This is a genomic window from Microlunatus kandeliicorticis (genome assembly GCF_014137855.1).
Lineage (GTDB): Bacteria > Actinomycetota > Actinomycetes > Propionibacteriales > Propionibacteriaceae > Microlunatus > Microlunatus kandeliicorticis.
This window is the reverse complement of record NZ_JACGWT010000002.1, coordinates 362,436-377,253: the sequence shown is the minus strand read 5'-3', so window position 1 is coordinate 377,253 and position 14,818 is coordinate 362,436. Positions and strand designations below refer to the sequence as shown.

Sequence of the window (14,818 nt, the reverse complement as noted above, 5' to 3'; positions counted from 1 at the left end):
ACAGGGAATCGTGCTCGGATTGACCAGTCGCGCCGATGAATCGCCGCAACGATCGCCGACGCCGCCTGCTGATACTCACCCGTTCGGCTGAACCGCGCCGACGCGGTTCGCCCGCCGGTCCGACGCCGCAGAGCCGGCTGCGGAGTGGAATGAGGACGTCGCCAACGACCGTCCGGGCCCACCGCTCCGGGGCCGGACCGTCGGTCGGGGACGCGATCGCGGGCCGGGGCCGCAGGGGGAGATCGCGTCCCCGGCACCGGCCGCCCGCAAGCGCACCGGCAGGGACCACCCGTCGAGCCGCCCGACCGTCCGCTGAGCCGGTCGGGCGGCCCCGGGGCCACGCGTCGGAACGCGAGGTCAGGAGGCCAGCGCGGCCCTGTCGGCCGGTGGGTCAGCCGGCCGTCGGGTTGGGCACCGCGTCGAGCAGCAGCCGGGTGTAGTCGTCCTGCGGGTTCCGGATCACCTCGAGCGCCGGCCCCTGCTCCACCACCCGGCCCTGGTTGAGCACCACCACGTCGTCGGCGATCATCCGGGCACTGAGCAGGTCGTGGGTGATGTAGAGGATCGTCACCCCGCGGTCGCGGACCAGGCTGTTGAGCAGTTCGAGGATCTCGGCCCGGATCGAGACGTCCAGGCTCGCGATCGGTTCGTCGGCGATGATCAGCTCGGGCTCGACGGCGAGCGCCCGGGCGATCACCACCCGCTGCCGCTGACCGCCGGACAGCTCGTAGCCGAACCGGTCGATGTAGCGCTCGGCCGGCGTCAGGGCCACGGTCTCGAGCAGCTCGAGCACCGCCCGGCGGGCCTCGGCGCCCCGCAGCCCGCGGTAGTTGGCCAGCGGACGGCTGAGGATGTACCCGAGGGTCTTGGTGGGGTTGAGCGCGCTGTACGGGTCCTGGAACACCATCTGGACGTGACTGCGGTAGTCGCGCAGCGACCGCCCGCGCCGGCTGCCGACCGCGAACGATCCCTGCTCGCCGTGGAAGGTGACCGAGCCGGTGCTCGGCGACTCGACGCCGGTGATCATCCGCGCCAGCGTCGACTTGCCGCTGCCGCTCTGACCGACCAGCGCGGTGACCGCCCCTTTGCGCAGCACGAAGGACGCGTCCCGGACCGCCTCGGTGCGGGTCGTGCCGAGCCCGCGACGACGCAGGTAGGTCTTGCTCACCGCGTCGACCGAGAGCAGCACCTCGCGGTCGTGCAGTGACCGCTCGTCCTCGGCGGTCTTGACGAACTGCGGTCCGGCGAAGCCGCGGACCACCGGGCCGACCTCCTCGGTGCCGACCCCGCTCCGCTCGCCCTGACCACGCTGCAGCGCGGCCACGTGACAAGCGGCCTCGCCGCCGTGCTCACCGAGTCGCAGCAGCGGCGGCTCGACGCTGCGGCAGCCGGCGATCGCCTCCGGGCACCGCGGCGCGAACGCGCAGCCGGTGTAGCCGGCGGTGAGGTCCGGCGGCCGCCCCGGGACGTAGGTGATCGTCACCGTCTCCGCCCGCGGATCGCCGTACGACCCGAGCAGCCCCTTCGTGTACGGGTGCAGCGGGTCGGCCAGCAGGTCACGCGCCCGCTGCTGCTCGACGATCCGGCCGCCGTACATCACCAGGATCCGGTCGGAGAGGTCGAGCACCGTGCCGATGTCGTGGCTGATGAACAGCACGGCGAAGCCGAGCTCGGCCTGCAGCCGGCGGATGTTGTCGAGAATCGACTTCTGCACCACCACGTCGAGACCGGTGGTCGGCTCGTCGAGCAGCACGAACCGCGGCTCGATGGCCAGCGCGAGGGCCAGGTTGATCCGCTGCCGCATCCCGCCGGACAGCTCGTGCGGATAGGAGCGCTGGAACCGGCGGTCGATCAGCACCATGTCGAACAGCGTGTCGATCCGGTCGCTGACCTGCTGGCCGCGCCGCCTGGTGTGGTACTCGATCACGTCGCGGAACTGCTCGTCCACGCGGAGCACCGGGTTGAGGCTGTTCATGCTCGACTGGAAGACGGTGGAGATCTCGGTCCACCGCATCCCACGCAGGTCGTCCTCGGGGAGGTCGGTGATGTCGGTGCCGTCGAAGACGATCCGTCCGGCGCTGATCCGGCCCGGTCGCTCGAGCAGCCGGAGCAGCGCGGTGCCCAGGGTGGTCTTGCCCGAGCCGGACTCCCCGATCAGGCCGATGAACTCGCCCGGTCGGATCTCGAAGCTGACGTCGCTGACCGCCTCGGTCGGCGCGTGCCGCTTGGGTTCGTAGCGGACCGACAGCCGCTCGACGCTCAGCAGCGGGCCACCGGTGGCGGCCCGGTCGGTGGTGGTCACGGTCGCGGTCACGGATCAGCCCTCCCGCAGGTGCGGATTGCTCAGCAGGTCCACACCGAAGTTGATGAACGACATCGCGGTGATCAGCACCGCCAGCACCAGACCGGGGACGAACACCCAGGCGAACAGCCCCTGGCTGATCGCGCCGGCCGCGTCGGCCTGGTAGAGGATCGTGCCCCAGGAGACCGAGTCGTTGCTGCCCAGCCCGAGCACGGCCAGCCCGGCCTCGGCGCCGATCGCCCCGGTGGCCGCGCCGACGAAGGCGGCGGCGACCAGCGAGGTCATGTTGGGCATGATCTCGAAGAAGACGATCCGCCACGGACCCTCGCCGGAGAACTTCGCCGCGGTGACGAAGTCCCGGTTGCGCAGCGTGATGATCTGGGCCCGCTTGGCCCGGGCCGCGCCGGCCCAGGAGGTGATCGCGATGACGCCGACGATCAGCCCGATGCCGCGGACGTTGGAGTAGGCGACCAGGGTGATGATCAACGGCAGCACCGGGATGACCAGCGCGACGTTGGTCAGGAAGCTGAGCACGTCGTCGACGATGGTGCCCTCGGTGTAGCCGGAGATCAGCCCGATCACCAGCGCGATCGCGGTGGCCAGGGTGCCGCCGAGCACGCCGACGAGCAGCGAGACCCGGGAGCCGTAGACCAGCTGGCTGAACACGTCCTGGCCTCCGGTGTTGGTCCCCAGCGGGTGCGACCAGGAGGCGTTGAGCAGCGGGGTGAAGGTGTTCTGCTGCGGCGGGTAGGGCGCGATCAGCGGGGCGAAGATCGCCACCAGGATGTAGATCGCCAGCACGATCAGCCCCACCCGGGCCTTCTTGCTGCTCCAGATGATCTTGTACCAGGGGTCGGGGCCGGAGGCCCGTTTCGCCCCGTCGGCGACCCCGGTCTGCTCGGGTGCGCTCTCGGCCATCGGGTCGGCGCCCACCACCGTCATCGTTCCCCCTCCCGTCGAGCTGTCGCTTCCTGTGTCGGCTCGGTGTGCTCCCGCGCCGCGCTCATGCCTGTGCCCTCCGGGCCCGCGGGTCGAGCACGCCGTAGAGCAGGTCGGCGACGAGGTTGGCCAGCAGCGTGGCCACCGCGGTGAGCAGCATCAGCGCCTGGAGCATCGGGTAGTCCTTGTAGCCGACGGCCTCGCCCATCAGCCGACCGAGCCCGGGGTAGTCGAAGACCGTCTCGACCAGGATCGTGCCGCCGAGCACGCCACCGAGGGCGAGCGCGAAGCCGGTCACGCTGGGCAGCAGCGCGTTCCGGGCGGCGTAGCGCAGCGCGACCACCTTGTCGGGCAGACCCTTGGCCTTGGCCAGCCGGACGTAGTCCTCGCCCAGGTTGAGCACCATCGTGTTGCGCATCCCGAGCACCCAGCCGACCGGCGTGACGATCATCAGGGTCAGCGCGGGCAGGAAGCCGTGGCTGATCGCGTCGTAGACGAAGCCCCAGTTGAAGCCGGGCGTCGAGTCCTCGTACCCGCCCGAGGTGGCGAACCAGCCCAGCCCGTAGCCGAGGCCGTAGATCAGCAGCAGCGCGATCCAGAACGGCTGCAGGGTGCCGACGAAGGTCGAGACCAGGGTGACCGCGGTGTCGAACCGGCCGTTGCGCTTCCAGGCCGCGAACGCGCCGAGCAGCACCCCGATCCCGAACGACAGCACCTGGACGATGGTGACCAGGATGACCGTCCACCAGAACGCCTGCCCGATCACCTGCATCACGCCGAACGGGAAGTAGGTGTAGGAGACACCGAAGTTGCCGTGCGCCAGCTGGCCGAGGTACTGCCAGTACTGGCTCCACAGCGACCCGGTCGGGGTGCCGAGCATGTCGCGGATCGCCGCCACCTGGGCCGGGTTGAGCTGGGCGTTCTTGCCGGCCAGCTTCTGCACCATCAGCTCGGCCGGGTCACCCGGCTGGAGCCGCGGGATGAAGAAGTTGAGGGTGACGACGGCCCACAGCGTGAGCACGAAGAACCCCACCTTGCGCAGGAAGTACTTCACCTCTCGATCCCCTTTCTCGCCGCGCCGGTCACTTCGCCGCGCTCAGCCGGGTCATCCAGATCCGGGCGTTGTCCTGCGGGTTGCAGTACGGGTCCTCCGCGCTCGGCCAGCCCGCCGCCTTGTCGGTCCGGTAGATCGCCCGGGCCGGGGCGTAGAACAGCGGGACCACCGGGTACTGGGTCATCATGGTGTTGACCAGCACGCCGACCTCGTCCTTGACCTTGGCCTGGTCGGTCTCGCCGTTGAGGTTCTTGAGCGCCTGGTCGACGGTCGGGTTCGAGTACCGCTCCACGTTGCCGAGGATGGTGGTCTTCGTCGGGATCTGCGCGGTGGCCAGGGTGGCACCGACCCCGTTGACGTAGTCGCAGCCGGCCGCCATGTAGTTGATCATGATGTCGAAGTCGCCGGTCTTCTTCAGCGCGTCGACCGAGTCGGGCTGCGAGGCGACCACCGAGATGTCGATCCCGAGCGCCCGCAGGTTGCTCACCACCTCGTCGGCCACCGCCTGGTAGTCGATGAACCCGGCCTGGACGGCGAAGGTCAGCTTGATCGGGGAGCCGTCCGGGTTGCGGCGGAAGCCGTCCGGGCCCTTGGTGTAGCCGGCCGCGTCGAGCAGCTGGTTCGCCTTGGCCGGGTCGTAGGCCAGGATCGTCGACGCCCCGCCGTTGAGTGCGTAGCCCGGAGGCAGCAGATCCTTCTTGGCCGGCAGGGTGAGCCCGGACTGGCTGGCCACCTGCATCAGGCCGTAGGTCGCCTTGAGCGAGGCCTGCTGCTTGTTCACGCCGTAGGCCATCGCCTCCCGGAAGCGGACGTCGCTGAACGGCTTGCGGGTCAGGTTCGGTGCCAGCACGGTGCTGCCGTTGGGGGCGTACCAGACGTGGTTGAGCTGCGGGTTCGGGTCGACGAAGGTCTTGATCGGGTTGGGGATCTCGCCGGTGTAGAAGTCGAGGTCGCCGTTGCGGAGCATCTGGACCGCCTGGTTGGCGTCGTAGTTGCCCTGCAGCACCAGCTTCTGCACCTTGATCTTGTCGGCCTGCCAGTAGTCCGGGTTGCGGTCGAGCTCGAGCCGCCGGCCGTTGTAGCTGCCGACCAGGAACGGCCCGGTCGAGACCGGCTTCTTGTCGACGTACTTGGTCGGGTCGCCGACCTTTCCGTAGATCTTGGCGGGGACGATGAGGTTGCCCAGGATCGAGGAGAACTTCGACACCGCGGGGCCGGCGAAGGTGATGATCACCTGGTCGCCCTGCGCGGTCACCGACGTCGCCGGGGCGCCGAAGGCGCTGGTCCACAGCCCGTTGACGTCCATCGCCGGGTACTTCTTCATCAGGTTGAGGGTGGTCACCACGTCGTTCGGCGTGAACGCCGACCCGTCGCTCCACTTCACGCCCTGGCGGATGTCGAAGATCAGCTTGTTCGAGCCGACCCAGGTGTACTTGGTGGCCAGCCACGGGGTGACCCCGCAGCTCAGGCTGTCCTGGACCATCAGCGGCTCGTAGAGCCAGGTCTTGACCAGCTGCTGGGGGGCGTAGGGGTTGTAGTTGACCAGACCGCCGACCGAGGCGTCGAACTCGGCCGGCAGGTTGAGCTGCGGGATCATCCCGCCGGTGCCGCCGCTGTGGTTCCGCCGTGCCTCGCGCTCGTGCGCCAGCCGGCTGCCCGCGCACCCGGTGGTCAGCAGCGTCAGCGACGTGAGGACCGCGATCACCGCGACCAGCGTCCTGCGCAGACCCATCTCCGCTCCTTTGCGGTCTCGAGCCGTCGGCCGCACCGACACCGAGCGGGTCGCGGCAGCGCGACGGAAACAGCCATCTCGTTCCGTATCGTGAGAACCTAGGGCAATCCCCTGACGCACGGCCACCCCGGGACCGCACCCGTCTCGCCACGTGAGAGCCCCTTGGCGGCGCGGAAAGCGCTGGCTACGGCGGTGGACCCCGGTCATTCGAGCCCTTCACGAGTTCGGCCTGGTGTCTCACTGAGCGAGACCCGCACCTTGTTTTCACCGCTACGCACCGCTGGAATGACGGCGATGTCGACGACGCCAGCCTGGTCGGACCCCGACCGCCCGCCCGAGTCCCGGGTGGAGGCGTTGCTGGCCGCCCTGACGCCCGAGCAGAAGGCCGGGCAGCTGAGCGTGTCCACCGCGGTCGACCCGGTCCGGCTCGAACTGGACACCGAGGCGATCGAGCGTGGCGAGGTCGGCGCGTTGATCTACTCCGCGGGCGCCGACCCGGGGTCGGTCACCCTGCCACCCGCCGCCGAGCTGACGGAGCGCGCGCAGCAGGCCGCCCGACGGTCGCCGCACGGCGTCGGTGTGCTCGTCCTGAGCGACGTCATCCACGGGCTCGCCACCACCTTCCCGGTCCCGCTCGGCCTGGCCACCGGGTGGGACCCCGATCTCGTCCGGCGGTGCGCCGTCGCCGCGGCGGCCGAGGCGGCGGACGCCGGGCTGCACCTCAGCCTGGCGCCGATGGTGGACATCGCCCAGGAGCACCGCTGGGGCCGGGTCGGTGAGACCTTCGGCACCGAGCCGGAGCTCTCGGCCCGGTGCACCTCGGCCACCGTGGCCGGCTTCCAGGCCGACGGCCGGTTCGCCGCCACCGCCAAGCACTTCGTCGGCTACGGCCTGGTGCGGGCCGAACAGGACTCGGAGACCCTCTCGGTCGGCGAGCAGGCGCTCCGCACCGTGCACCTGCCTCCGTTCCGCGCCGCGGTCGAGGCGGGTTGTCGGGCGATCATGGTCGGGCTGCACGACGTCGACGGGGTGCCGATGCACGCCCACCGCGCCCTGGTCCGCGACCTGCTCAAGGGAGCCTGGGGCTTCCCCGGCGTGGTGGTGAGCGACTGGGACGGGATCGGCCAGCTCGTCCAGCTCGGGGTGGCCGCCGACCGGCGGGCCGCCGCCCGGCTCGCTCTCGAGGCCGGGGTCGATCTCGATCTCGCCTCCGGGGTCTACCGCGAGCAGCTGCCCGTCCTGCTCGCCGACGGCGACGTCGACCCCGCGCTGGTCGACGACGCGGTCCGCCGGGTGCTCCGGCTCAAGCTCGACCTCGGCCTGCTCGACGCCGCGACCGGCTCCCGTCGTCCGTCGCGCGCTCGCCCCGCAACCCACACCGCGAGCCACACCGCGAGCCACACCTCGACCCACACCGCGCTGGCCCGCGAGGCCGCGATCTCGTCGGCGGTGTTGATCAAGAACAGCGGGGCGCTGCTGCCGCTGCACCCCAACGTCGGCCTGGTGCACCTCTGCGGGCCGTTCGCCGACGACGCCGAGGCGCTGCTCGGCAGCTGGGTGTTCCCGTCCCGGCCGGACCGTCCGCCGAGCATCGCCGAGGTCCTGGCCGACCGGCTGGGCGAGAACCTGATGGTGACCGACGGGCGGTTCGCCGACCTGGCCCTGCGCCGCAGCGAGGAGGCCGACCTCACCGTCGCCGTGGTGGGCACGCACCCGCGGTGCAGCGGCGAGGACCGCTGCCTGCCCGACACCACGCTCCCGGTCGGGCAGCTCGAGCTGCTCCGGGCGCTGGCCGCGCTCGGCAAGCCGCTGGTGGTGCTGGTGGTCACCGCGAACCCGCCGCTGCTGCGTCCGGTGCTCGACCTGGCCGATGCCGTCCTGCTGGTCTGGCACCCGGGCGCCGGGGGCGCCGAGGGACTGGCCGACCTGCTGCTCGGCGACGCCTCCCCCACCGGCCGATTGCCGGTGTTCCTGCCGCGGACCGAGCCGGACCGGCTGGTCGGGACGATGGACCGCGGGCTGGGCCGGCGCGGCCGGTCCCGCGACGCCGGGCTCGGCCGCTATCTGCTCGGGCTCGGCGCCCCGGAGCTCGCGCTGGGATTCGGGCTCGACTACACCAGCTACGGCTACTCCGGCGTCGAGCTGAGCCGCGACTGGCTGCCCCGGCGGGCGGGCGTGGTGCGGGCCTCGGTCGACGTCACCAACACCGGCGGTCGGGCGGGCAGCGACGTCGTCCAGCTCTACGCCCGCACCCTGGTCGCCGGGACCGTCCGGCCGACCATCCGGCTGGTCGACTGGCAGCGGGTCACCCTCGCGCCCGGCGAGACCCGCAGGGTCTCGTTCAAGATCACCGCGCGGACGTTCGACGCCGGGCAGCGGACCGACCCCCGGCTGCGCCCGACCGAGGTCGAGCTCACCGTCGGGCCCGACGCCGCCCGCGGCACCCCGGCCCGGCTCCGCATCACCGACTGAACGAGGAGATCCAGACCATGATCGAGATCCGCCGCCGCGAGCTGCTGGTCGACGGACGTCCCACCCTGGTGATGGCCGGCGAGGTGCACTACTTCCGGGTACCGCGGGCGGAGTGGGAGCAGCGGCTCGACCTGCTGGTGGAGACCGGGTGCGACACCGTGGCCAGCTACATCCCGTGGCTGTTCCACGAGCTGCCCGACGGCCGGATCGACCTGACCGGGGAGACCGCCCCCGAGCGCGACCTCGGCGCCTGGATCGACCTCTGCGCCGCGCGCGGACTGCGGTTCTTCGCCCGCCCGGGTCCGTTCGTCATGGCCGAGCTCAAGAACGAGGGGCTGCCCTACCGGCTCTACACCGAGCACCCGGAGATCGTCGGGGTCGGATGGGACGCGGTGCCGGCGCCGACCCGGACCGTCGACTACCTCGCGCCGGCCTACCTCGCCGAGGTCGACCGCTGGTACGCGGCCGTGCTCCCGGTGCTCGCCAGCCGGCTGCAGCCGCACGGCGGACCGGTGATCGGCGTCCAGCTCGACAACGAGATCGGCATGCTGGCCTGGGTCTCGAACAGCCCCGACCTGACCGACCACCTGCTCGCCGACCTGCACGGCTGGTGCGTCCGCACGCACGGCGACCGCCTCGACGACCGCTACCCGTTCGACCACCGGGACCCGGACCGCTGGGCCGCGGCCGTCCGGTCACCCGAGGAGGGTTGGGCCGGCGCGCTCCGGGTCGACCTGGGTCGGTTCATGCGCGGCCGCTTCGGTCGCTACGTCGACCACCTGGCCGCCGTCGCCCGCGAGCACGGCATCACCGACGTCCCGTTCATGATCAACATCCACGGCACCGAGGGCGGCGACGGCATCCCGTTCGCCATCGGGGTCAGCCAGCTGGCCGAGAGCTGGCCGGGCCGGCGCGGGTTCGTGGCCGGATCCGACCACTACCTCGGCGAGGTGACGGGGGCGGTCGCGGCCGACCTGCACTTCGTCAACCTGGCCATGGGTGCGCTCAACGACGCGGACCAGCCGCTGACCTCGCTCGAGTTCGAGGCCGGCACCGGCGACTACAGCGGTGGCCTCGACGCCCTCAACGACCCGGCCTCGGTCGACCTCAAGACCCGGCTCTGCCTGGCCCAGGGCAACCGGATGATCAACTACTACCTGCTCGCCGGCGGGATCAACCCGAAGCTCGACCAGCCGGTGGGGGACGGGAACGACCGGATCAGCTTCACCGGCGAGCGGCACGGCACCGCAGCCCCGATCGGCCCGCGGGGCGAGCGCGGACTGGCCTTCGCGGCCACCGCCCGGGTCACCCACGCGGCACAGATGCACGCGCGGTGGCTGGCCAGCCAGGCCGAGCAGCACGACGACGTCACCCTCGGCTTCTGGCCGGACGCGTTCATGACCGAGTACCACCACCCGCGCAGCGCGCTGATGACCGAGCTGGTCGAGGACCTGAGGACCTTCCGTGGCCCGGGTCCGCGCAAGGCGCTGCAGCGCTCGCTGCTGTTCGGCGGCTTCCGGTTCGGCGCGACGAACCTGCAGGACGCGGACGCCCCGCTGCCCCGGGTGGTCGCGCTGGCCGCCGGCCGGGTGCTCGGGGCCGACGTGCAGCAGCAGCTGGTCGAGCACCTCGACGGCGGCGGGTCGCTGCTGCTGCTCGGGCGGGTGCCCGAGCTCGACACGGACGGCCGGCCGTGTCCGGTGCTCGCCGAGAGGCTCGGGGTGCGCGGCGGTGCGGTGCGCTGGGGCACCTCGGACTACTACCCGTCGGTGGTCGGCCGTGGTGTCGCCGCCGCGCTCGAGGAGACCCGGGTCGGCTGGGTGGCCGGGCTCAGCTGCACCGGAGGGTCCACCCCGCTGCTGACGGATCTGGAGGGGACGGTCTGCGGTGTCGAGGTGACGGCGGGCGCCGGTCGCGCCGTGGTGATCACCGCCGAGATCCCGACCAGCCCGGCGCTGGTCACCGATCTGGTGCGGGAGCTCGGCGCCGAGCCCGGTCTCGGATTCGCCACGACCGTCCCCGGCGTGATCGCCACGGACAGCCGCGACCGGCAGGGGCAGGGCTTCCTGCACCTGATCAACCCGACCGGGTTCGACGCCGAGGTCACGGTCGCCCCGGTGTCGGACGCACCGGCGGCCAGCCGGCCCTACGTGCTGCCGGCGCGGACCGGCGCGATGCTCCCGCGCGCACTCCGGCTCGAGGACGCCACCACGGTGGTCGCGGCCAACGCCGAGCTCGCCTCCTGGTCGGACGGCGAGGTGGTTCTCGCACCGCCGCTCGGCCGGCGGACCGAGGTCTGGCTCCGCACCGACCGCCCGATCAGCTCCCCGACCGCCGGTGCCGAGCTCCGCGACGACGCCGACCTGGTGCTGGTGACCGCGCCGGCCGCCGCACCGCTGGTGATCACGCTCGGAGCCACGCGCTGACCCAGCCGAACGCCTGAGCCCGTCGAAGCGTGCGGTCAGACGACCGGGATGACGTACGGCCCGTCCGGCACCACGGCGATCTCGCGCGAGCCGCTGTCGATCATGGACTGCTCGACCGCGGCGGCCAGGTCGTCCACCAGCTCGACGCCGGTCAGCGCCCGGTCGCCCGCGGCGAGCCCGTCGGTGAACAGCCGCACCCGGGCGCGCCCGGTCGACTTCAGCTGCATCTGGGTCTGCCACTCGTCGACGTCGGCGAGCTCCTTGCGCCACAGCGAGGCCAGGAAGTCCTCGGGGCCGACACCGACCAGCCGGGTCTGCGCGTCCCGGTACTCCGGTGACCCCAATCCCTCCGAGCACTCGGAGGCGACGAGCAGCGTCCCACCCGGCTCGAGGATGTCGAGCGGGGTGACCATCGCCTTGACCGTCTGGTAGTAGGTCTTGTCCAGCGGATAGCCGGCCGCCGAGGTGAGCACGGTGGCGAACCGGCGGCCGACCGGCACCTGGATCGCGGTGCGGACGTGCGCGACGCTGGCCGCGTGGCTGGCCACCACCTCACCGAAGGTGACGTCGACCAGCGCGCGGTCCTCGTCGATCACCGTGTTGAGCGCGTACACCTCGCCGAGCATCCGGACGATCTGCAGCTGCTCCTCGTGCAGCGGGTTGCCCTCGAGGTTGCACTCGCGGGCCTGCGGGTCGCCCATGAACCGCGCGGAGTGGAAGGTCCTGATCACCGTGTGGTGGGCGCAGCCGGGGGCGACGACCTTGCGGCCGCCCGACCAGCCAGCCATGAAGTGCGGCTCGACCAGACCGGTGACGATCCGCAGCTCGGCCTCGACCAGCGCACGGTCGAGCACCACCGGGGTGCCGCGGGTCGGCGTCCGGCCGAGCGAGACGTGCCGGTCGTCGTCGCGGGCGTCGTGGTTGACCACCCGGACGTGCTCGAGCACCCACGGGTCACCGACCAGCTCGGCGAGCTCGTCCCCGAGGTTGGGTCGGTGCAGTCCGGTGGCCACCAGCACGGTGATCCCCGTGGCCGGGATGCCCGCCTCGATCAGCGTGCTGATCATCGGGCGCAGGAAGAGTCCGTTGGGCACCGGGCGGGTGATGTCGCAGATCACGATGCAGGCGCTCGACCGGCCCCGGGCCAGCTCGGCCAGCGGCGCGGCGTCGACCGGGTGGGCGAGAGCGTCGGCGATCGCGGCGGACGGGTCGTCGAGCGCGGGCAGCGGACGCTGGCGCACCACGGTGACCTCGGCGTCCGGGGGCAGCGCCACCTCGAGCCGTCCGCGTCCGTAGGGCAACCGCATAGGGGTCATCCTCTCGCACCCGCCACCCCGCTCCCGGGTCCGTACCCTCAAGAAACCCTGACCGTCGACCGCAGGCCGATGTCCCGGCGGTGCGGCCTCAGTACCCTGAACCGGTCCGTGCGCGGGAGGTGACCGGCGAACCCGGCCTCCCGCTCCGATCGAACGACCGGGGAGGTCGACCGGTGCCAGCCGACCCACGACCGAGGCCGCGCCTCGGCGGTCGCCGCGCCTGCCTGGTGGCCGGGCCGGACTGGCTGGTGCTCGCCGACGGCACCGCGCTCTGGCACCGGCCGGATCCGCTCGGTCCTGCGGCCGAGGACGCCGGGTGGCTGCCGCTGACCGTGCCGGACTCCGCGGTGGTCGCGCTGGCCACCGGCCCCGATCTCGACCACCGCCGGGCCCAGCTGTTCGCGGTCACCGACGACCAGCGGCTGCTGGCCTGGACGCTGCGGACCGACCGGTCGGGCCCGGCGGACGCGGACGAGCACGATGACGGCCCTGCGTCCTGGGTCGCCTGGCCGCCCGAGTTGCTCGACCGGCCGGTCCGCGCCCTCGCCCGCTGGACCGCCCGGCCCGGTGACCAGCAGCTGGTCGCGGCGGGCGCCGACGGCGTGCTGCTCGAACGCCGCCAGCACGACTGGGCCACCGGCACCCGCTGGGAACCGGTGGGGATGGCCCCCGACGCGATCGCTCTCGACGCGGTCGCCGGCGCGGACGGGTGCACCGAGCTGTACCTGCTGACCGCCGAGGGCGAGCTCAAGGTCAAGCGTCAGCAGCGCGACGCCGACGGCAGCCTGCGCTGGGGCGGGGTCGAGACCGTCGACGGGTGGGCCGAGCCGGCGGTCGCGCTAACCAGCTGGACGCTGGACGACGGCATCCAGCACCAGGCCGTGCTGCTGCGCACCGGACGCGTCCACCAGCGCTGGCGGTCCCGCCCGGAGGACGGCTGGAGCGCCTGGTGGCAGGCGCCGGCCCTGGCCGACGACGTCCTCACCGCCACCCCCGCCGCGCTGGCCGGGGCGACCGAGCCGGCCACCGGGGACGGTCGGCACGGGCGGCAGTACCTGGCCACCCTGGTCGGCCGCGACACCGTGCTCGTCCGGCGCTGGACCCCGGAGGACGGTTGGCTCGACTGGGAGCGTCCGCTGCCCGCCCCGGACCACGCGCGGCTGCCGGAGACCGTCCCCGAGCCGTCGCCGGCGCCCCGGCCGACTCCCGCGCCGGTCGCCACCGGTCCCGGGGAGCCACCCCGCGCCCCGGCCGGCTGGTGGGAGGAGCCCGCGGCGGACGCCGCCGGCGGGACCGAGACGGTGACCACCGCCCTGGCACCCGACCCGGCCTCCGCGGTCACCACCGCGCTCGGCCCGCGCGAGGGCCATCCCACTGCCGGCCCGACCGCCGACCCGACCGCCGACCCGACCGGTGCGCCGGCGGCCGACCGCGACGTGACCAGCCGCGCCTCGGTGCGGGCGGAGAGCGCCACCGTGCTGTTCACCGGGCGCGAGCTGCAGCCGCTGCGCCCGGGCGACCCGGCCCGGATCGGCCCGTTCAAGCTGACCCGCCGGGTGGCCGGCGGTCAGGGCGGCACCGACAAGTTCGTGGCCCGCGACGGCCGTGGCTGGTGCTTCCTCAAGGTGCTGCGCGACGACGCCGGCGACGAGGAGGTGACCGCGTTCCGGCGCGAGTCGACGATCGCCCAGCGGGTCACCAACCGGCACCGGCTGACCACCTACGTCGACCACCGCGACCGCGACGACACACTCGACCCCGACGAGCCGGCGTTCCTGGCCCTGTCGTTCGTGCCGGGTCGCGATCTCGACGAGGTGGTGGCGCGGCGCCCGCTCGAGCGCGACGACCTGCTCCGGCTCGCCCACAGCCTCCTCGAGGCGCTCGGCGAGCTGCGCGACGCCGGCCTCGTGCACGGCGACCTCAAACCGTCCAACGTGATCATGCGCGACGACCACTACCCGGTACTGGTCGACTTCGGCAGCGCGGTGCCCGCCGACACCACGGTGATCACCGAGGCGGCGTTCGGCACGCCGGGCTACGCCCCGCCCGAGCTCGAGCGGCGGGTGGTCGGTCCGGCCACCGACGTCTACGGCTGGGGAGCGGTGTTGATCAAGGCCGGGACCGGCCGGCGGCCCGCCGACGACCTCGCCGAGCGCACCGCCCAGATCGAGCAGCTGCCGGCCGAGCTGCGCAGTCCGGTCGCCGCGGCCCTCTCCGACGAGCCGGCCAACCGGCCCGAGCTCGACCAGCTCCGGCGCGAGCTGTCCCACTCCGTGCCGTCGAGCGACGAGGGCCTGATCCGCGACCGGCTGCCGCTCGATTCCGCCGCCCAGCAACGGATCCCGGCGCTGCTCGCTCCCGCCACCCCGCACGGCCTCGCCGCACGCGCCGCCGCACTGACCCCGACCCACTACCGCCGGGCCCTGGGGGTCGCCGCCCTGGCCGGCATCGTCGTCGGCGTCGTCCTCGGCACCTTCCTGATCACCTGGCTGAGGAGTCTGTGATGGCCCTGCGTCGTTCTGAGCGTCCGCTGACCACCGGCGCGTTCCGGGTCCGGGTTATCCTCGGCACCTTCGG

Annotated in this window: 8 protein-coding genes; 3 read left to right on the top strand and 5 right to left on the bottom strand. The window is 72.6% G+C overall.

The annotated features are described in order from the left end of the window. Positions 1-391: 391 nt before the first annotated feature. The 4 genes from FHX74_RS06445 to FHX74_RS06430 form a co-directional block, all read right to left on the bottom strand. On the bottom strand, positions 392-2,314 hold the full coding sequence (locus tag FHX74_RS06445) for an ABC transporter ATP-binding protein (protein WP_328823671.1): 1,923 nt from the start codon (positions 2,312-2,314) through the stop codon (positions 392-394). Positions 2,315-2,317: 3 nt separating this feature from the next. Further along, the gene (locus FHX74_RS06440; protein ID WP_220483574.1) at positions 2,318-3,244 is read right to left on the bottom strand and encodes an ABC transporter permease; all 927 of its coding nucleotides are present in this window, start codon (positions 3,242-3,244) and stop codon (positions 2,318-2,320) included. Positions 3,245-3,305: 61 nt separating this feature from the next. Continuing rightward, entirely contained in the window at positions 3,306-4,295 is a 990-nt protein-coding gene (locus FHX74_RS06435; RefSeq protein WP_182559277.1) for an ABC transporter permease, read from the bottom strand. 28 nt (positions 4,296-4,323) lie between these two features. Beyond that, positions 4,324-6,027, bottom strand: a complete 1,704-nt coding sequence (locus FHX74_RS06430) for an ABC transporter substrate-binding protein (RefSeq protein ID WP_182559276.1) — start codon at positions 6,025-6,027, stop codon at positions 4,324-4,326. A 294-nt stretch (positions 6,028-6,321) separates the two neighbouring features. On the opposite strand from FHX74_RS06430, the gene FHX74_RS06425 reads away from it, so the two are divergent. Continuing rightward, complete coding sequence (locus tag FHX74_RS06425) at positions 6,322-8,499, top strand: glycoside hydrolase family 3 N-terminal domain-containing protein (protein ID WP_182559275.1); 2,178 nt, start codon at positions 6,322-6,324, stop codon at positions 8,497-8,499. 17 nt (positions 8,500-8,516) lie between these two features. Further along, on the top strand, positions 8,517-10,925 hold the full coding sequence (locus FHX74_RS06420; protein WP_182559274.1) for a beta-galactosidase: 2,409 nt from the start codon (positions 8,517-8,519) through the stop codon (positions 10,923-10,925). A gap of 35 nt (positions 10,926-10,960) precedes the next feature. Here the strand turns inward: FHX74_RS06420 and FHX74_RS06415 are convergent, their stop codons facing one another. After that, entirely contained in the window at positions 10,961-12,232 is a 1,272-nt protein-coding gene (locus FHX74_RS06415; protein WP_220483573.1) for a nickel-dependent lactate racemase family protein, read from the bottom strand. 182 nt (positions 12,233-12,414) lie between these two features. Here FHX74_RS06415 and FHX74_RS06410 point away from each other — a divergent pair, with 182 nt between their 5' ends. After that, entirely contained in the window at positions 12,415-14,745 is a 2,331-nt protein-coding gene (locus FHX74_RS06410; protein WP_182559272.1) for a protein kinase domain-containing protein, read from the top strand. Positions 14,746-14,818: the final 73 nt, after the last annotated feature.